At 30.7% G+C, this 19,928-nt stretch carries 20 protein-coding genes; 13 read left to right on the forward strand and 7 right to left on the reverse strand.

Annotation, left to right across the window (positions count from 1 at the left end):
* Positions 1-27: 27 nt before the first annotated feature.
* Genes pheA through aroQ form a run of 4 tightly spaced genes read left to right on the forward strand, consistent with a single transcriptional unit; the run spans position 28 to position 2,916 of the window.
* Positions 28-1,143 (forward strand): prephenate dehydratase, encoded by a 1,116-nt coding sequence (gene pheA / locus ACREWB_RS02255; protein WP_431545858.1) that lies wholly within the window; start codon positions 28-30, stop codon positions 1,141-1,143.
* Between the two features lie 16 nt (positions 1,144-1,159).
* Positions 1,160-1,966 (forward strand): shikimate dehydrogenase, encoded by an 807-nt coding sequence (gene aroE, locus ACREWB_RS02260; RefSeq protein WP_431545859.1) that lies wholly within the window; start codon positions 1,160-1,162, stop codon positions 1,964-1,966.
* A gap of 7 nt (positions 1,967-1,973) precedes the next feature.
* Entirely contained in the window at positions 1,974-2,471 is a 498-nt protein-coding gene (locus ACREWB_RS02265; protein WP_431545860.1) for a shikimate kinase, read from the forward strand.
* Positions 2,472-2,475: 4 nt separating this feature from the next.
* Positions 2,476-2,916: a type II 3-dehydroquinate dehydratase gene (gene aroQ / locus ACREWB_RS02270; protein WP_431545861.1), complete on the forward strand. Its 441-nt coding sequence runs from the start codon at positions 2,476-2,478 to the stop codon at positions 2,914-2,916.
* A gap of 70 nt (positions 2,917-2,986) precedes the next feature.
* Here aroQ and ACREWB_RS02275 read toward each other — a convergent pair whose 3' ends face one another.
* Positions 2,987-3,628 (reverse strand): pentapeptide repeat-containing protein, encoded by a 642-nt coding sequence (locus tag ACREWB_RS02275; protein ID WP_431545862.1) that lies wholly within the window; start codon positions 3,626-3,628, stop codon positions 2,987-2,989.
* 198 nt (positions 3,629-3,826) lie between these two features.
* Here ACREWB_RS02275 and ACREWB_RS02280 point away from each other — a divergent pair, with 198 nt between their 5' ends.
* From ACREWB_RS02280 to ACREWB_RS02315, 8 genes are all read left to right on the forward strand, one after another.
* Positions 3,827-4,561, forward strand: a complete 735-nt coding sequence (locus ACREWB_RS02280) for a lysoplasmalogenase family protein (RefSeq protein WP_431545863.1) — start codon at positions 3,827-3,829, stop codon at positions 4,559-4,561.
* 153 nt (positions 4,562-4,714) lie between these two features.
* Entirely contained in the window at positions 4,715-5,641 is a 927-nt protein-coding gene (locus tag ACREWB_RS02285; RefSeq protein WP_431545864.1) for an ABC transporter ATP-binding protein, read from the forward strand.
* A gap of 1 nt (position 5,642) precedes the next feature.
* Positions 5,643-6,587, forward strand: a complete 945-nt coding sequence (locus ACREWB_RS02290; RefSeq protein WP_431545961.1) for an ABC transporter permease — start codon at positions 5,643-5,645, stop codon at positions 6,585-6,587.
* Between the two features lie 578 nt (positions 6,588-7,165).
* Positions 7,166-8,653, forward strand: a complete 1,488-nt coding sequence (thrC, locus tag ACREWB_RS02295; RefSeq protein WP_431545865.1) for a threonine synthase — start codon at positions 7,166-7,168, stop codon at positions 8,651-8,653.
* 9 nt (positions 8,654-8,662) lie between these two features.
* Positions 8,663-9,556, forward strand: a complete 894-nt coding sequence (gene thrB, locus ACREWB_RS02300; RefSeq protein ID WP_431545866.1) for a homoserine kinase — start codon at positions 8,663-8,665, stop codon at positions 9,554-9,556.
* 17 nt (positions 9,557-9,573) lie between these two features.
* On the forward strand, positions 9,574-10,899 hold the full coding sequence (locus ACREWB_RS02305) for an aspartate kinase (protein WP_431545867.1): 1,326 nt from the start codon (positions 9,574-9,576) through the stop codon (positions 10,897-10,899).
* Positions 10,900-10,940: 41 nt separating this feature from the next.
* Complete coding sequence (locus tag ACREWB_RS02310; protein ID WP_431545868.1) at positions 10,941-12,230, forward strand: homoserine dehydrogenase; 1,290 nt, start codon at positions 10,941-10,943, stop codon at positions 12,228-12,230.
* A 160-nt stretch (positions 12,231-12,390) separates the two neighbouring features.
* Positions 12,391-12,594 carry a cold-shock protein gene (locus ACREWB_RS02315; protein ID WP_431545869.1) on the forward strand — a complete coding sequence of 68 codons (204 nt, stop codon included), beginning with the start codon at positions 12,391-12,393 and terminating at the stop codon, positions 12,592-12,594.
* A 70-nt stretch (positions 12,595-12,664) separates the two neighbouring features.
* On the opposite strand, the gene fdhD is transcribed toward ACREWB_RS02315, so the two are convergent.
* The 4 genes from fdhD to fdhF are packed head-to-tail and all read right to left on the reverse strand — an operon-like array spanning position 12,665 to position 18,025.
* Positions 12,665-13,435, reverse strand: a complete 771-nt coding sequence (gene fdhD, locus ACREWB_RS02320) for a formate dehydrogenase accessory sulfurtransferase FdhD (RefSeq protein ID WP_431545870.1) — start codon at positions 13,433-13,435, stop codon at positions 12,665-12,667.
* 5 nt (positions 13,436-13,440) lie between these two features.
* On the reverse strand, positions 13,441-14,046 hold the full coding sequence (locus tag ACREWB_RS02325) for a molybdenum cofactor guanylyltransferase (protein WP_431545871.1): 606 nt from the start codon (positions 14,044-14,046) through the stop codon (positions 13,441-13,443).
* 13 nt (positions 14,047-14,059) lie between these two features.
* Complete coding sequence (locus tag ACREWB_RS02330) at positions 14,060-15,988, reverse strand: 4Fe-4S dicluster domain-containing protein (protein ID WP_431545872.1); 1,929 nt, start codon at positions 15,986-15,988, stop codon at positions 14,060-14,062.
* Positions 15,989-18,025, reverse strand: coding sequence for a formate dehydrogenase subunit alpha (gene fdhF, locus ACREWB_RS02335; protein ID WP_431545962.1), 2,037 nt, complete (start codon positions 18,023-18,025; stop codon positions 15,989-15,991). It lies immediately after the preceding gene.
* Between the two features lie 210 nt (positions 18,026-18,235).
* On the opposite strand from fdhF, the gene ACREWB_RS02340 reads away from it, so the two are divergent.
* On the forward strand, positions 18,236-18,592 hold the full coding sequence (locus tag ACREWB_RS02340) for a hypothetical protein (protein ID WP_431545873.1): 357 nt from the start codon (positions 18,236-18,238) through the stop codon (positions 18,590-18,592).
* Positions 18,593-18,994: 402 nt separating this feature from the next.
* On the opposite strand, the gene ACREWB_RS02345 is transcribed toward ACREWB_RS02340, so the two are convergent.
* Positions 18,995-19,192 (reverse strand): hypothetical protein, encoded by a 198-nt coding sequence (locus tag ACREWB_RS02345; protein ID WP_431545874.1) that lies wholly within the window; start codon positions 19,190-19,192, stop codon positions 18,995-18,997.
* Between the two features lie 22 nt (positions 19,193-19,214).
* Positions 19,215-19,871, reverse strand: coding sequence for a Crp/Fnr family transcriptional regulator (locus ACREWB_RS02350; RefSeq protein WP_431545875.1), 657 nt, complete (start codon positions 19,869-19,871; stop codon positions 19,215-19,217).
* Between the last annotated feature and the right edge of the window lie 57 nt (positions 19,872-19,928).

Below are 19,928 nucleotides of genomic sequence, written 5' to 3' on the forward strand. Positions count from 1 at the left end.
GTTATTTAGTCTTGAATGGGGGGGAATATGAAAGATATAAAAGAATTAAGAAATGAAATTGATGATATAGACAGTAAGCTTGTAGAATTATTTGAGAAGAGGATGGAAACTGCAATTAAAATTGCACAATATAAGAGTGCAAACAATGTAGATGTATTAAATTCAAATAGAGAGCAAGAGGTTATATCAAAGGGCGAGAGTAATCTTTGCAATAAAAATTTAAAGGGTTCTCTAAAAAAGTTTTTGAATTGTATTATGGAAATAAGTAAAGAGGTTCAGAGTGAATTATTGTGCTCGCAAGGAAAAGCAGAAAACCCTAATACTGAATTAGTTGTAGGTTTTCAAGGTGTGGCTGGGTCTTTTAGTGAACAAGCTCTTCTGGATTACTTTGGTGAGAATACAAAGACAAAAGCTGTGAATGAGTTTGAAGACATATTTACTGAACTTGAAAATGAATCTATAAAATATGGTATTCTTCCTATTGAAAATTCTTCAACTGGAGGAATTACTGATGTATATGATTTATTAAATAAATACGAGTTTAAGATAGTTGGAGAAGTTTGCTTAAAAGTGAATCATAATTTGATGGCAATAGAAGGCGCAACTATAGATGATATCACAGAAGTATATTCCCATTCGCAAGCTCTAAGTCAATGTAGTGAATTTTTAAAGTTAAAAAATTCCTGGATACAGGTTCCATTTTGCAACACTGCGAAAAGTGCAGAGTTTGTGTATAATTCCAAGGATAAATTTAAGGCTGCTATTGGAAGTAGAAGGGCTGCGGCTCTTTATAATTTAAATATCTTGGCTCACAATATAAATTCTAATAGTAAAAATATAACACGATTTATTATTATTTCTAAGAATTTGGAGGTAAATAGTGAATGCAATAAAACCAGCGTGATTTTTGTTACTCCTCATAGATCGGGGTCACTATATAATATCTTACGTCATTTTTCTGAAAATAATTTAAACCTTCTAAAAATAGAATCAAGACCCATATGGGATAAACCATGGGAATATTTTTTCTATATAGATTTTGAAGGTAATTTAGATGAAAATACTGTAAAAGAGGCTATGATAGAAATAAAAAAAACTAGTAGTTATTTTAAAATTCTTGGGAATTACAAGAGATTTATTTAGGGAGGAGCTAGAATTTATGGAATTATACGGACTTTTGGGTGAAAGCTTAAAACATAGCATTTCTCCCCTTATCCATTCTGCAATTTTCAAGGAAATAATGGTAGACGGAACTTATGAATTATTTGAGATTGGAAAAGGAGAAGTAGAAAACACTATAAATAGATTTAAAGACATAGGGGTAGTAGGTGTAAATGTTACGATTCCCTATAAAACAACGGTTATGAGATGTATAGATGAAATATCTGATGAAGCAAAAAAAATTGGAGCAGTGAATACAATTTGTTTTAAGAATAAGAAAACAATTGGGTATAACACGGATTATACTGGGTTTGGAATGATGTTAGAAAAAAACGATATAGATATTTACAATAAAAAAGCTGTCATTTTAGGTAGTGGCGGAGCTGCAAAGGCAGTAATCCAGTATCTTTTAGATAGTGGAATCGGTGAAATGACAATTGCAAGTAGAGGAGCTAATAAGGTAGAAGATATTCATAAAAAAAAAGAATTCAATATTATATCCTATGCGGAACTTTCTCACCTCACAGAGAAAGATCTTATTATAAACTGTACACCTTGTGGAATGTATCCAAATGTAGATAGCTGTCCAATCCAAAAAAGTAGTATAGCTAAATTTTCTACAGTTATTGATTTAATATATAACCCTAAAGAAACCATGCTTCTAAAGCGTGCAAAAGAACTTAATATGAAGGCAGTTAATGGCCTCTATATGCTTATAGGTCAGGCAATCGCAGCTCAAGAACTGTGGAAGGATATAAAAATAGAAAATAATATTATAGATAGTGTTTATGAGAGATTGAGGTAGAAAATATATGAAGGATAAGAACATAGTACTTATTGGTATAACTGGTTGTGGAAAAACAACAGTAGGGAATATTTTGGCTAAGAGACTTCAATTACCATTTTATGATGTTGACCTGTATATAGAAAAAAAACATGGAAAAAGCATAGCTGATATATTTATACTGGGAGAACCGTATTTTAGAAAAGTTGAGAGCCTAGCTTTAGAGGAAATTGTAAATAAGGGTGAACGTAAGGTGATTTCTACTGGGGGAGGTGTTGTGAAAATTCATAAAAACATGGAACTTTTCCTAGACAATTCCATTGTAGTATTTTTAAATAGAAATATTGATGAAATAGTAGGAGATATTGATGTTACGGGTCGTCCACTATTATCCGAAGATTTATCGAAAATATACGATTTATATGAAAAACGACTTCCGCTTTATAAAAAACATTGTGATTATGAAATAAAAAACAAGGAAAGTATAAAAGAGACCATAGATGAAATATTATATATTTTGAGGTGAAGTTATGAAAATATTAATTGTAAATGGACCCAATATTAATTTTTTAGGAATTCGAGAAGTGAATGTATATGGTAACACTAATTACAAACAAATGTGTGATAATTTATATGAGGTAGCAAAAGAGTTATCTATAGAACTTAGTATAGTTCAGAGCAATATAGAAGGGGAACTTATTAATTTTATACAAGGTGCCTATTCTAAATATGATGGCATAATTATAAACCCAGGTGCCTATACACATTATAGCATTGCAATTTATGATGCAATAAAGGCAGTGGCAATTCCAACTGTAGAGGTACATATAAGTAACATACACGCAAGGGAAGAATTCAGAAAAACCTCAGTTATAGCTCCAGCTTGCATAGGGCAGCTTTGTGGTTTTGGTGTTTATGGATATACAATGGCATTAAATGCTTTTGTGACAAGAGAAATAAAATCTAATTAAATAATATAATGAGCCTCAACTGTCGAGGCTCATTATATTTACATGATTTAAATTTAAATTTAAATTTTAATTACATATTATTTTTTATGAATTTAATTATATAACTTAAGGTGTAAAAATCACAATTAAGTTCAGTTTGAATCATATTTAACCCTTTAATTAATGTTTGTTCATCAAAATTTTCTAAGAGTATTATTAAATTTATTACGTTAATGGTACCATCTTTTGTATCAAGAACCCTTGCAGATTTTACATATTTGTTTTTCATAACACTTACAACAGCGAATCGAAGCTCTTCACTAATTTCAAGCACAGGCATTTCACTTAAAATTTTAACTCCTGAGTTTTTAATATCGAAATTTTTAGCTTTTGTAACATCAGTGCCCAAAAATATAGTATTTTTAAATTCTGTATCTTCAAAATTTACACCATCTAAATTCACAGAATCAAATATAGCGTTTTCAAATATAGAACCTTCAAAATCACTATCTTTTAGATTTGTTCCTATGAATTCAGCCCATTTAAAAGTACATTCTAAAAAAACACATGATTTAAAGTGTGCTCCGCGAAAACTTACAAAATTAAAATTTGAGTCTGAAAAATCACTGTTATAGCAATTACTTCTCTCAAGATTTTTATACATAAAATTCTTACCTGTTTTCTCTATATTGTTATATACAAAATTACCCTTAACACTACGATTCTTAGCCATTTTTACCTCCATAGCAAATATAAATATTTGCCTTCTTTATGTTCCTATTTCATTTTAAATACTATACAAAATTTCAATAAAAGTCAATGTTTTCTTAATATTATTAATTGACAAGAAGCTTTTCGAGTGTATAAAATTATTTTTTTATGTTAAAATAGAAATAGTATAATAATAACATTTATTGAGTGGTGATTTTAAATGAAAGATAGGATATTTAGTAGTTTACTAATTAAATTAATAGTAGGATTAATACTTATTTTATATATTTTGTTTTTATACATGGACTTCTATAATGTAAAAGCTATAATAACCTCTGAAAGTATAAAGTATTTATGTATATTACTTTGTTTTTTAATATCAATACTCTCTACTAAAAATTCACATAGAGATAAAGTTAATGATATAGATATAAGACTGCTTGTGTTTGGGTTATTTATTACTATAATTGCAGACTTGTGCTTAATTGTATTAGATTTTTATATTTTAGGTGTGATTTTTTTTACTTTGGTCCAAGTTATATATTGTGTTAGGTATATTAATAAAAATATCAAAGCAACACTCATAAAACTTTTTATTAGTTTTCTACTTATAGTTTTTTCATATGAAATAGCTATATTATTTATTGAAAAAATTAATATTTTGATCCCCATTTCATTATTTTATACTTTTTGTCTACTTAGCAGTGTTATTAAAGCTATAAAGGCTTCTAATAATAATTTATATACAACGAAAAGTAAACATAGAATAGTCCTGGGTATGATATTTTTTCTTTTATGTGACACATGTGTAGCTTTATCTAATATACCTATATTGTTTCCTTTATCAGGGTATATAATAATAAGATTCCAATCAATAGCGTATTTTTTAATTTGGGTATTCTATGTTCCATCACAGTTATTATTAGCTTTAAGTGGGAATGGTAGAATCTCATAATACTAATTCTATTTTACCATTATAAATGTGTATACTAAACACATTGGAAGATGTTGCTAAAATTGTATTTTAAGGTTACAATATAATTTATTGACTCTAATAATTATTATTAAAATAAGAGTTATAGCATTAAAAGTTATAAGGAGGATTAACATGCAAGGAAAAACTATAGTACAAATCAAGAACGTTACAAAGAAGATTGGTAAAAAAGTAATAATAGACGATCTTACTTTTGATGTGTATGCAGGTGAGGTATTCGGTTTTCTTGGACCAAACGGAGCCGGCAAAACTACCACTATTAAAATGCTTTTAGGACTAATGTCTATTACTAAGGGTGAGATGTTTATTGATGGATTCAATGTTGAGAAAGATTTTGAAAAAGCAATTGCTAAAGTAGGTGGAATTATTGAAAATCCAGATTTATACAAATATCTAACGGGGTATCAGAATCTTGTTCATTACTTTCGAATGTATCCAGATATAAAAAAGGAACGTATTGATGAAGTTATCAAAATTGTGGGTCTTGAAAAAAGAATACACGACAAAATAAAAACATATTCACTAGGTATGCGCCAAAGACTAGGTGTTGCACAAGCACTTCTTAATTCTCCAAAACTATTGGTTTTGGATGAACCTACTAATGGGTTAGACCCCGCTGGTATTCATGAACTACGCAATCATTTAAGGACACTAGCCATGGAGGAGAATGTTGCAGTAATTGTATCAAGTCATTTGCTTTCAGAAATGGAGCTTATGTGTGATAGGGTTGGAATAATACAAAATGGAAAATTGGTTAAAATTCAGGATATGAAAGAATTGCTTGAGGATGGTAATGATTCAGTTATAGCTCTAACTGTTACGCCAATTGAAAGTGCAAAAGAGTATTTAGAAAGTATAAGTAGTAAATACGAGCCAGTAATAAATGGTTTGGAACTAGAAATTATAGAGGACATGGAAAATGTTCCTGAATTAATTGAAAAGCTTGTGGCTCAAGGGATTAAGATCAATGGTGTCCGTAAAATCCAACAAAGCTTAGAGGACAAGTTCTTAAAAATGACAGGGGGTAACGAAATTGCGTAAAATGATTAACTTAGTTCGTAATGAAAATATGAAGCTTTCTCATAGCATTAGTACGTGGATAATGATGGGTATATTGGTTCTTATCATAGTAGTAGTCGGCCTTTTATATAGATTTACAGGTACACAAGAACCTACAACTGATTGGAAAGCAGATGTAACAACGCAAAATGAGTCTTTCAAAAAATCATTAAATCAGCCAGGAGTGCCTAAAATAGTTAAGGATTCAACTACAAAAGAAATACAAAATAATGAATATCGTCTTGAAAACAATATAGAACCTGTAAAATCTAACTCTTTATGGGGGTTTGTAGGAACAGGAAGTGCTATTATATCTTTAATATCTCTTTTTGCTATTATATTGGGTGGTAAAATAGTAGCCAATGAGTTTTCTGATGGCACAATTAAGCTGTTACTGATTAGACCGTCAAAACGATGGAAAATTTTACTGTCGAAATATATTGCTGTTATAGGACAAATTATTTTAATGCTTTTGGTGCTTTTTGTAGTATCATTTGTTCTTGGCGGTATATTATTTAGCTTTAAAGGAGCAAGTACTCCATATCTTTCAAATTCTGGTGGCAAAATTACTGAAATTAGTATGGTAGCACATATAGTTCAAATTTATGGGCTTCAATGTGTAAATTTGCTTATGATGGTTACCTTAGCCTTTATGATATCTTCTGTTTTCCGTAATAGTGCAATGGCTATAGGAATCGGAGTTTTTCTTTTAACTATAGTACAACCAGTAATGCTTGCGCTTAGTATGAAATTTGATTGGGTAAAATTCATTTTATTTGCAAACACAGATTTAAATCAATATATTACTGGAGTACCATTAATTGAAGGAATGACAATGACATTTTCAATTATAGTACTATTAGTTTACTTTATAATTTTTAACACTATTTCATATCTTGGGTTTACAAAGAGAGATATAGTCGCATAATAAACTCAAATATAGTTTAAAAATATGGATTACCTAGATAAATATAGAATTTATCTAGGTGTTTTTCATATACTTACATTTTAATTAATAATTATCTTAATCAAGCATATAATTAATAATTATCTTAAGTAATAACTTGACAAGCCGGTAAAAAAATAGTAAAATAACAACAATATATAAAACACAATAAATATTATAGAAATAGGAGGGCAATTATGATAATTATAGGGTCAATTACCACCAGCATGGGAAATAATTTAATAACTTTTTTTAATTGCTCCATAACTTTTTAAAATATAAGTAGAGAGAATTGTTTGAATCTTATATTATGATCAGTTAGGAGATAACTTCTCATAATGGTGTTGGTCTAAAAATGATTTGAATAATTGCGAATACTTCAGTACATAAAAATACCATTTTCTTAGGTGTTTTAAAATTTATTGAAAACTAAGTATTTTAAATGTTTATTAATCGTAAAAGCACTGTTAACTTGAGTTAACAGTGCTTTTACTATACTTAATTGCAAAATCGCAAAATTCAAACAATATACACTGTCCAAAGTAAAAGGGGGAATAAATATGAATTTAATGTACAAAAGTACAAGAGGAAGTAGCGAGATTATAACAGCAAGTGAAGCTATTATAAAAGGTATGGCAGAGGATGGAGGATTATACATCCCAGTTAAAATTCCGACTATTAATATGCCACTTCATGAAATTATGAATTTTAGTTATTGTAAGTTAGCCAATTACATCTTAAAAGAATTTCTAACAGATTTTTCGGAAGATGAAATAAGTGAATGTGTTAAGAGTGCTTACAGTAATAATTTTAATTCTGAGGAAATAGTTGAAGTGAAGAAACAAGGGGACGAGTTTTTTTTAGAACTTTATCATGGACCAACCCTTGCATTTAAGGATATGGCACTATCTTTACTTCCACATTTACTAAAAACAGCTATGAGCAAACATAAAATAACAAAAGAAATAGTAATTTTAACAGCTACTTCTGGAGATACAGGGAAGGCAGCACTTGAGGGCTTTAAAAATATAGACAAAACAAAAATAATAGTTTTTTATCCTGAAAAGGGAGTAAGCGAAATTCAAAAAAGACAAATGACTACTCAAGAAGGTAATAATGTCTATGTAACTTCAATAGAAGGAAATTTTGATGATGCACAAACAGGCGTTAAAGAAATTTTTAACGATAGTAAATATAGTGAATTTTTAGATAAGCATAATTATATTTTATCTTCAGCTAATTCAATAAATATAGGAAGGCTTGTTCCACAAATTGTTTATTATTATTATACATATTTATCACTTTTAAAGAAGGGTGAAATAAAAAACAATGAGAAAATAAATATAGTGGTTCCAACGGGGAATTTCGGCAATATTCTTGCAGCATATTATGCTAGTGAAATGGGTCTGCCAGTAAATAAATTTATATGTGCTTCAAATGAAAACAATGTACTTTCCGATTTTATAAAAACAGGAGTTTATGATACACATAGAGAATTTATGATTACAGCATCACCATCTATGGACATTCTTGTATCTAGTAATTTAGAAAGACTAAATTATTATTTAAGTGGTAAGGATGAAGAAGTTATCTCGAAATTAATGGAAAAACTGAGTTTAGATGGAAAGTATGAAATAAACCAAGATATGAAGAATGGCTTAAAAGATTTTCATGCTGGATTCGCAACAGACAAAGAAACATTTGAAAGTATAAAAGAAGTATACCACAAATTTAATTATGTAATGGATACCCATACTGCTGTAGCTTATTCCGTGTATAAAAAATACAAAATGGAAACAGCTGATAGTACAAAAACAATTATAGTATCTACAGCAAGTCCATTTAAGTTTACAAGAAGTGTGTGTAATAGTGTTTCTATAGATACTGAGGGTTTTGATGATTTTGAGTTAATTAATGAACTATCAAAACACACAGGACTTAATGTGCCATCATCAATTGAGAATTTAAAAGACAAGGAAATAATATTTAAAAACGTATGTAATAAAGAAAATATGAAAAATGTAATTAATGATTTTTTGAAAGTGTAGGTGAATAAAATGATTAAAATAAGAGTCCCAGCAACAAGTGCAAACCTTGGACCAGGATTTGATTGCTTAGGTATCGCCCTTAATTTATATAATAAATTTGAATTTGAAGAGATGGACAAAGGGTTAGAGTTTATAGGCTGCGCGGAAAAGTTCAAAAATAAAAATAACTTAGTATATACATCAATGATAAAGTGTTTTGATGAAATAGGATATAAAAGCCATGGAATGAGGATTAAAATGCAGTGCGATATACCAGTATCAAGAGGACTTGGAAGCAGCGCTGCATGTATATTAGGTGGAGTTATGGCAGCAAGCGAAATTGCATCAGGGGCGCTAAGCACTAAGGAAATATTGGAAATAGCAGCAGAAATTGAGGGCCATCCAGATAATTTAGCACCTGCATTATATGGAGGGATGACTGTTTCTATAAAAGAAGAAAAAAGCATTTATGTACAACAGATAAAATTAAATAAAGTGTTTAAACTTTGTGCTTTGATACCAGATTTTACTTTGTCGACAGAAAAAGCTAGAAGCATACTGCCGAAGGTAATACCATATGAAGATGCGTTATTCAATATAGGAAGAACAGCACTTATGATAGCAGCACTTAGTAATGGAAATATGGATATGCTTAGAATTGGTTGTGAGGACAAGCTTCATCAGAGCTATAGAGGAAATCTTATAAATAATTATGGTGATATTACTAAAAAATGTAGAGAGTTAAGTTCTAAGGGCGTATTTTTAAGTGGTGCAGGACCCACTATTATGAATATAATTAATGATGAAAATGATGAAAATGAAGAATTTGAAGTGGAAATTACTAAATATTTATCAGCACTTAAAGATAAATGGGTAGTTAAACAGTTAAATATAGATTTTAAAGGGGCTATTACTTACAAATAGAAAGGTTGGGGTTTGTTATGAATGGGGTTATTGTGGCAAAATTTGGGGGAAGCTCGTTATCTGACAGCGGTCAGTTTGCAAAGGTTAGAGATATAATTTTGGAGGACACGCGAAGAAGATATATAGTACCTTCAGCACCAGGTAAAAGAGATGTTAGTGATTATAAAATCACAGATATATTATATTTGTGCCAGGAACATGTAGAAAAGGGTGTACCTTTTGATGAAGTCTATAAATGTATTGAAGAAAGATACACTCAGTTATGCAAAGATCTTAATATAACGTTTGATATATTAAGCTACTTAAAGGATTTAAAGGAAAAGATAACTAATGGTGCTACTAAAGATTATGTGGCAAGCAGAGGTGAATATTTCAATGGGCTAATACTTTCTCATTATTTAGGTATTCCATTTATTGATGCTGCTGAAATTATTATTTTTAAGAACAATGGAAAGCTTAATGAAGAAGCTACATATAATGCGGTAAGTGCTAAACTAGAAAAGATTAAAAAAGCAGTTATTCCAGGATTTTATGGAGCAACAATGGACGGAAAAATAAAGACGTTTTCACGTGGCGGATCAGACATAACAGGGGCTATAATCGCTAAAAGTGTAGGAGCTATAGTTTATGAAAACTGGACTGATGTATCAGGGTTTCTAATGGCTGATCCTCGTATTGTAGCTAATCCAAAGCATATCGAAGAAATTACATATAAAGAACTTAGAGAACTTTCTTATATGGGAGCTAATGTGTTTCATGAAGAGGCAATTTTTCCTGTTAAAAAAGATGGTATTCCAACAAATATAAGAAATACAAATAAACCAACAGATGAAGGAACATATATTATAGATGATAGTGCAGAAGTCAAAATTAGAGATATAACAGGGATATCAGGAAAAAAAGATTTCACAGTAATAGCAATTGAAAAGACCCTTATGAAAAATGAAAAGGGATATTACCTTAGGGTTCTTTCTATTTTAGAAAATAATAATGTGTCTTTTGAACATATCCCGTCGGGGCTTGATTCACTATCACTTATCATTGACGATAAAGAATTAGATGACAAGCTTGAAAAAATATTAGAAGAAATTGAAAAACAGTGCAGCCCAGATTCTTTAATAGTATACCCTAATATGGCGTTAATAGCAGTTGTGGGAAAAGGTATGATAAGAACAAAGGGTGTATCAGGTAAAGTTTTTGGTGCTTTAGCTAAGGGTGAAATAAATATTAGAATGATAAATCAAGGATCTAATGAGTTAAGTATAATTGTAGGAATTGAAAATGAAGACTTTGAAAATGCTATTAGGGCAATTTATGATGCCTTTGAAAATGAGAGCAAATAATAGTTTTTTATAATTAGATATAAGGAGGAAGGGTGATAAATATGAAAAAGATAAAGATAGCAATACTTGGACTTGGAAATGTAGGTAGAGGAGTATGGAATATATTAGATACAAATAAAAATGAAATAATGAAACGTTCAGGTTATGAAATAGAAATTTCTAAGATATTAGTAAGAGATAAAAACATGGATAGAGGAATAATCGTTCCAAGTGAAATTCTTACAGATAATATTGAAGAAATATTAAATGATGAGGATATAAAAATAGTAGTAGAACTCATAGGGGGTTCGGGCGAAGCAAAAGAGTATATGATAAGAGCAATGAAAGCAAAAAAACATGTAGTAACTGCAAATAAGTTTGTACTTGCTAATTGGGGCGAGGAATTATTTTCTACAGCTGAGGAAGAAGAAGTTATGTTCTATTATGAAGCAAGTGTAGGAGGAGGAATACCTGTAATTCGTGAAATCAATGAAAGTCTTACAGCTAATAAAATAGAGCAGATTACTGGGATTGTAAATGGAACAACTAATTATATATTGAGTAAAATGTCATTGGAAGGAATGAACTTTGAAACTGCTTTAAAAGAGGCACAGCAAAAAGGATATGCTGAGGCTGATCCTACAGCTGATGTAGAAGGATATGATGTGGTATATAAACTTGCAATTATGGCTTCGCTAGCATTCGGTACGAAGGTTCATCCGGACTCCATATATAGAGAAGGAATAAATAATGTTACTTCTATAGATATTGAGTATGCAAAGAAATTTGGGTATGTAATAAAGCTTTTAGCCATTGGAAAAGAGGAAAATAATCAATTAGAACTTAGAGTGCATCCAACCTTAGTACCAGCTACTCATCCAATTGCAAATGTTAATGATTCCTTTAATGCAATTTTTATTAAAGGAAATGCAGTTGGAGATTTAATGCTTTATGGTAGAGGTGCAGGGGAATTACCTACTGGAAGTGCTGTAGTAGGAGATATAATTTCAATTCTAAGAAATAATGAAAATATGGCAATAGATAAGCCATCAAAAAATTATTTGGGACATAAAAGGGTTAAAAATTCAGAAGAAAATAGTTCGGAATTTTATATAAGATTAAATGTTAGAGATAAAGTAGGAGTTTTAGGTGGTATAGCATCTATATTTGGCAAAAACGATGTGAGTATAGTATCTGTTACTCAGAATGTGCAACATGAAGATTTTGTATCTTTAGTGTTTATTACTCACAAGGCTTTAGAAAAAGACATAAGGAACTCTATAAAAAAAATTAAAGAGTCTGAAAATTTAAATAAAGTAGAAAGCATTTTAAGAATAGAAAATTTCAACTAAAATTATACCTTAAAGAGTCAAATGTTGGAAAACTATAATATATTATAATTAGTAAGAAAATTGATAATTTTCTGGTATTGTGGTATATTATAAAGGTAACACTGTTGATACAAAATTAGTGTATCTTACGTAATAGTGTTTTGTCTTAGGAGGAATAACAATGAAAACTGGAATAGTTAAATGGTTTAATGTAGAAAAAGGATTTGGATTTATTGAAGTTGAAGGTGAAAAAGATATTTTCGTTCATTCATCTGCAATACTAGGAAATGAATCAAGAAAAAGTCTTGATGAAGGCCAAAATGTACAATTTGAAACAGAGCAGGGACCTAAAGGACTTCAAGCAATTGAGGTTTCAGCAATATAAGCATAATTTTTCAGTAACATTTATATTACAAACAAAAGCCACCTTTAAGAGGTGGCTTTTGTTTGTAAATTTAAATTATTCTATGTTCATTACAATAAATGTTCATTCGAATGCCACGTGCAAAACCTATTACAGTTATATTTGCATCTTTAGCTATACTTAAAGCTAAAGATGTTGGGGCTGAGTGAGACACTATAATTTGGATACCTGCTTTGGCTACTTTAACAACTATATCTGAAGAAATTCTACCGGTGGTCATTACAATTATATCACTGAAATCTATATTTTTAATAAGAGCTTTTCCTAATGCCTTATCTAAGGCATTATGTCGACCTATATCTTCACAAAAAAGAAGGATACTATTTTCAGTGCAAAGGCAACAGCTATGAACACCTCCAGTTTGTTTGAAAAGCTCTGATTTATTATTAAATTCACTCATTAATCTTAAAATCTCTACACTAGAAAATTTACAATTGCTGTCTATAAATTTAATACTACATTCCTCAAGAGAGATTACATGGATACTGCCATTTCCACAGCCAGAAGTTATAGCCCTTGCACTACTTTTATCTACATTAATTTCATGGTCTAAAATTATACATACCCTATTTTCATACACTTCTTCTGTGCTTATAATGGAACCAATAGATGAAATTACACCTTCAGAAAAAAGAAATCCTACAGCCAGTTCTACGAGTTCAATAGGAGTACACATAAGTGTTGCATAAAATTCATGATTCACAAATATGTCTAAGGGTACTTCTTCTATTATTAAATCCAAGGTATCTTCTTGTAGTCCATTTTTTATCCTTTTAATATTAACTTGTTTTTCTATATTCATTATACTTATGCGTCCTCCGGAAATATATTTTTTAAAACTGTAAGATCAGATTTATAGTTCAAATTGGTGAAAATATCCTTGCCACTACTACATTTTCTCCATATACTTTCTTCTACATAATACATCTTGCTGTTTCTAATTACATCGTGAAGTTTGTAGTTGTTTTTCTTTATCTCAGTTTCAAAGGCAGTGATCATATCTATAGAATAGAAGGCATAAAGTGGTTCTATATATTTAGAGTTATAAGATACAACCCCTTGTACATTTTCGCTTTTTATTATTTCCATCATATACTCTATATAATTTAAATTTATTATAGGCATATCGCAAGCAGTAATAAAAACATATTTAGAAGTAGTATTTTTTAATGCTGTATAAATAGCTCCTATTGGGCCTGCATTTGCTATAATATCCTCCACCACTATATATTTTGTATCTTTAAATTTTTCAATATCATTTGATATCAGTATTATATTTGTAAAAATATGTGAAAGTTCCTCTGCAATAATTTCTATTAAAAACTTATTATTGGTTTTAATATTACACTTATCAAAGCCCATTCTAGTGCTTTTCCCACCACATAAAATAACTGATGATCCAAAGTCATCCAATAGTTTCACCTCTCTAAAATTCTGGTGGCAGTGTCAGCATTTCCTCATAATTAAATACTGGTCCATCTATGCACATGTATTTATTGCCTACCTTGCAATGTCCACATTTTCCTATTCCACAGCGCATATGAGTTTCTAGGGAGGTATATATATCAATACCTTTCATTCCAAGTTTTATTAAATCCACTGCTAGGGCTTTTATCCTTCTTGGAGAAGCACATATTATTGCTGAAGTATTTTTGAAGTCTAATTCTAAATTGGGTAACAAATCATTTATATAACCAACATGGGCATTAACTTTAGTGGTTGGAGAACTAAGTGCATACAAAACCTTTACACCTATGGTATTACTCCATGATATTAAATCATCCTTGTATATTATATCCTCATAGGTCATTGAACTACCTATAATCACAATCTTATCAAAATCCTTAGTGTTTTCAAGAGCATGTGTTATGAAAGTCCTTACTGGGGCAATACCAACTCCACTTCCAATAATAAGAACATTTCTACCTTTAAGTTCTTCGTAGGGGAATCCTTTTCCAAAAGGTCCTCTAAGTCCAACCTTATCTCCAATTTTCATTTGATGCATTACACTGGTTACTTTACCAGCTTTTTTTATGCAAAAGTCAAAAACATGCTTTTGATTTGGGGAAAAAGGAATAGATATAGCTATCTCGCCAACACCAAATACTGTTATTTCGAAAAATTGGCCCGATAATTTAAAGTTTTCATGAAGAGACTTATCTTCATACTGAATAAAAAAACGTTTGATACTTTTTGTTTCCTGAATAATATCTGTAATTACAGCTATTTGAGGGACATAATTACTTTCGCAGTTTTCCTTAGGGTGATCATGTAAAATATCTTTATGGGCGAGATCTATGGAGATATTTGTTTCTACTAAATTGTTGCCTTCTTTTACGATATCTCTCTCACCTAATTCATTGATTACATTAACCACATTTATGGAGGCTGGACAAACAGCTATACATCGTCCACATCCACTGCAACCCTTCATATTAAATTTTTCTTCGATATATTTAAATTTATCAAACAATCTATATCTTACCCTAGATACATCATTTCTTGGATTGTGTTCACCAGCATTTCTAGTAAAGGAATCACTTTGACAGGAGTCATAACACCGAACTCTACATCCACTGTCACAACTTATATTTTCCTCTAGCACATTAAAACAGGTGCAGGTGGGACAAAGATTTGTGCAACCAGTACATAAAACACACTCCTTTGAAAGCTGATTCCAAAGTGGATCATTAAAATTATCTTGGAGAACTTTGGCAATATTATTTACTTTAATCTTGGTTTTAAATTTATACAAAGTAGCCTCTGTAAGTTTGTCTTTCTCAATTAACAGCTTATTGTCAGTCGCAGTAAACAAATTTTCTCCTAAGAGAATTAAATCTTGGCCTTTAGGGCTTCCAACTTCTATTAAATATTCATGTTCAAGTGGAGTAAAAAGAATATCATAGCCTTCGCCAGCAAAGGGACCAGTTCCCATTGAACTACAAAAGCAATCCTCACCTACTCTAACGCAGTTTACAGCAACTATCCATGTGGCTTCTCTATTTTTTTTGTATAATTCATCCTCATAATCCTCTAGAAAAAATTTATCCATATAAGCAACACCGTATGCATCACAGGACCTAATTCCAAAAAGTATGCTTTTGTCTCTGAGAGGTTCATCTTCATGAACTTCTACTTTACTATTGTTAATTTTCCATTGAAAAAGTTTCTCCTTTTGCTTAAAAAGAAATTCTTTTACAGGAAAGGGGAAGTTAATATAGTCTAGGCATAATTCATCATCATAGGGAAGGAGCATAACCTGCCCTTCATTTTTTTGAGGGGCATAAACATCGAATGATGACTTAGACCAAGTATTAAGAAGTTCTTTTAAGTCTTCCTTTTTAAGAGTATACATTTACTTCACCACCTCTATTTTTACAGCACAAACCTTAAACTCTGGTATTTGTACAATTGGATCTGAATTTCCCCCAATAAGTTTATTTACTGATTGTTCACCAAAGTGAAAGGTCATAAATACAACTCCTACCGATATTTTATCTGTAATATGAGCCTCTGTTATAACTTCACCTATTTTTGAAGTTACTTTCACTTTGTTACGCTCTTTTAACCCAAGTTTTTCAGCGTCTTGTGGGTTAATCTCCATGAATCCATGTGGATATTCTCTGTCTAGTGCCCAAGATCTTCTAGTCATAGTCCCAGTATGATAGTGATGGTTCATTCGTCCAGTCGTTAAAATAAAAGGGTATTCACTAGTTGCTAGTTCAGTTGACTCTGTGTACTCGTTTACGCTAAACTTTCCAAGTCCACGGGTAAATTTTCCTCTGTGCAAAAATTTCGTTCCTGAATGGTTAATATCTGTGCAGGGCCATTGAAGTCCTCCATCATTAAGCCTTTCGTAAGTTATTCCCCTGTGGCTAGGTACTAATGTACTAATCTCTTCCATTATGTCAGAAGGGGAAGAGTAATCTGCAGCACCGCCAAGAGATTTTATTAAACCGCATAGTATCTGCCAATCCGATTTACTGCTTCCCACAGGTTCTATGGCTTTTCTTACCCTTTGAACTCTTCTTTCTGTATTTGTGAAAGTTCCATCTTTTTCAATAAAACTGGCTCCTGGTAGGATTACATGTGCTAGCTTTGAGGTTTCTGTCATAAAAATATCCTGAACCACAAGAAGTTCTAAATTCTCTAAGGCTTCTTTTACGTGATTAAGATTTGGATCTGAAAGCATTGGGTTTTCGGCCATTATAAAAAGAGATTTAACGCTACCGCTAGCTGAGCCATCCATCATTTCGCCTAAGGTCATTCCATTTCCACTGGCATAGTCCTTACCCCAAACATTAGCAAACTTTTCCTTGATATTTTCATCTTTTAAGCTTTGATAGCCAGGGAGTACATCTGGTAATGCTCCCATATCACAGGCACCTTGAACATTATTTTGTCCTCTAAGTGGATTTACTCCTGTGAATTCTCGACCTATTTGACCAGTTATTAGAGCGAGGTTTGCAAGGGCTGCTACATTTTTTGTGCCACTTATATGTTGTGTTATGCCCATAGCATATATAATTGAAGCTGTTTTTGCCTTAGCGTATAGCCTTGCAATCTCTTTAATAGTATTTTCAGATACTCCGGTAATAGTTGAAACGAGCTTTGGTGTATATTTTTGAATGGAATCTTTAAATTCTTCAAAGCCTTCAGTGCTGTTCTCTACGAAATCACTATTCACTAGGTTTTCATTTACAATAACATTTAATAATCCATTTATAAATGCTAAATTAGTTCCAGGGGCAAGAGGGGCATAAATAGCTGCATTTTCAGCTAGAGGTATCTTCCTTGGATCCGCTACAATTAATTTTGCACCGTTTCTTTTAACCGCGTCTATTATTCTCATGGCGACTAGGGGATGCTGCTGGGTAGTGTTAGAGCCAATAACAAAGATAACCTCAGTATTTTCAAGCTCTTCAATTGAATTAGTCATAGCTCCACTTCCGAATGCAGCGGCTAAACTAGCCACTGTAGGGCTATGTCAGAGGCGGGCACAATGATCTATATTATTTGTATGGAGTACTGCTCTTGCTAGCTTTACCATAAGATAATTTTCTTCGTTTGTGCACCTAGCAGAGGATAGCATGCCAACAGCTGAAGGACCGTTTTTTTTGATGATATTATTAAGCGATGAACTTATAAATTCAAATGCAGTCTCCCAAGTAACCTCTTTAAAACTCCCATCCACAGTTTTCATTAATGGCTGTTTTAACCTATCGTTATGATTAACAAAACTATAGCCTTGCCAGCCTTTAACGCATAGTTTACCCTTGCTTACAATATCATTATTTTTAGGAGTGACACCGACTATTTCATTATTTTCTACATTTAAGTAATAATTACAACCACATCCACAATAACCGCAAGTGGTAAGTACTTTTTTCATGAATTCACCCCTTAAGTTCAAATTATTTTAAAACTCTTAATTTATTTTATAACCAATTTATAATATAATACCATACTATTCTGTGTATTTATGCTAAAATTTATTATTTAGATTGTTATTATAAAGACATACTACAAAACTGAATTTTTTATAAAAGTTGGGAGATAATATAAGAATAAAAAGATAATAATTATTTCTAGGAGGGTACATATGAGTAGTTTAGATAAATTAACAAAGAACATTAAACATAGACAAAAGAAACATAACAGTAACTCTATTAAACGGGTTGCAATATTTGCAGGATTAGGTATTGCAATTGGAGGGACTGTTTTGGGTTTATTGTATCAAAGGTGTTGTAGTGAAATAACACATATTATTATTAATAATGCTAAAGATATTGATGAAGATATTGACGAAGAAGTAAATATAAAGAGAGACGAAATTAAGCAAACCTTAAAAAACAAAGATAATGAGCCCATGGGTGATGTTGGTAGTGCAATGGAGGAGGCACTTGAGGATTTGGAAGTTGAGGAGCAAGATGAAGATGTTGATAAAAAGGGTCAATAAAATGGCCCTTTTTTAATTGTGTCAATAAAGTTTTATTTTCTTTGGCCATGGATTCTCTTGCTACTCCCCATGATTTATCTATATATCTATTTGTATATCGCTGCTCCAATAAATGATAGAAATAAGTTCCTTTGTTTGTTAACTCATAGTTGTCTTTATTTTTATTCAGTAAACCTAATCTTCTAGCAATTTTCAATTCTGTATTGAAGATTTTATTTAAATTTACTCCAAATAACTTTTTAAATTCATCATTATTAAATTTTAGTGTATATGCATTCCAAAATAACCAGTAAAGAGCACGGTTTCTCTCACTAAACACCATTGTCATTGCTGTAGGTATTTTACCATTATTTATACATTCCATATTTATTTCATTAATTAATGCATCTTTATAAGATTTCACTAAACTTTCTTCATATTTAATCTTATTGTAAGGACAGAAAGAACATAAAGTTTTACAAAAGGGTATATGCAAAAGGGTATATGCACATATATTCCTATTTCTTCTGAATCAAAATTCATTTCGTTATCAACTTTATTTGTAAACATTAAAGGCTTAAATGATCTGGTAAGAAGCATTCTTAAAATATTTGTAATCATAGTTTTATTCTCCTTTCATTTTTTACTCTATATCAATTATTGTAATAGAATGAGTATCATATTTTATTAATCCGTCTTTCTTCATTTTGTTTAATTCACGAGAAAGTGAAGGCCTTTGAATTCCAAATTTTTCAGCGAGTTCTTTTTTTGTGTATTTTAATTTAATTGTGTTACTGCTTTGGGAAAAACTTTCATATATTAAAAAATCAATGATGCATTGTCTTATAGTTTTCATAGATAATGATTTGATTTTATCTGTCAAAATTAAAGTTTTGTCTGAAATTGATTCAAGTAAATTATTTAAAAAAACCACATTTGTTTGGCATAGCTTTAAAATTAAATCCTTTTTTATATGAAGTATTATGGTATCAGTTTTCGCTATAATTGTCATAGGATAAAAATTTTTATGTGAAAAAAGCAAATTTCCACCTAAAACATCACCAATAGTAAAGTCACTAATAGTTAATGCATTGCCATTTGAATCAATCTTTTGCACTAATATAGTGCCTTTTAGTATTATGTCAAAGCGTGTACACTTTTCATTTTGAAAATAAATGACAGAATTTTTTTTATAGTTTTTAATTTCATATAAATCTTTGGTGAACAAATGATTTAGATCTTCAAAAGAAAGGTCTTTAAATAAATCGAACTTCTTAAGTAGTGGTATATAAGTTAGCATATAATAATTCTCTCCTATTCTGAAATTAGTAACCGTGGTAACTGATTTATATTCTAG

This window comes from Clostridium sp. (assembly GCF_050717635.1).
In the GTDB taxonomy this organism is placed as follows: domain Bacteria; phylum Bacillota; class Clostridia; order Clostridiales; family Clostridiaceae; genus Clostridium_AD.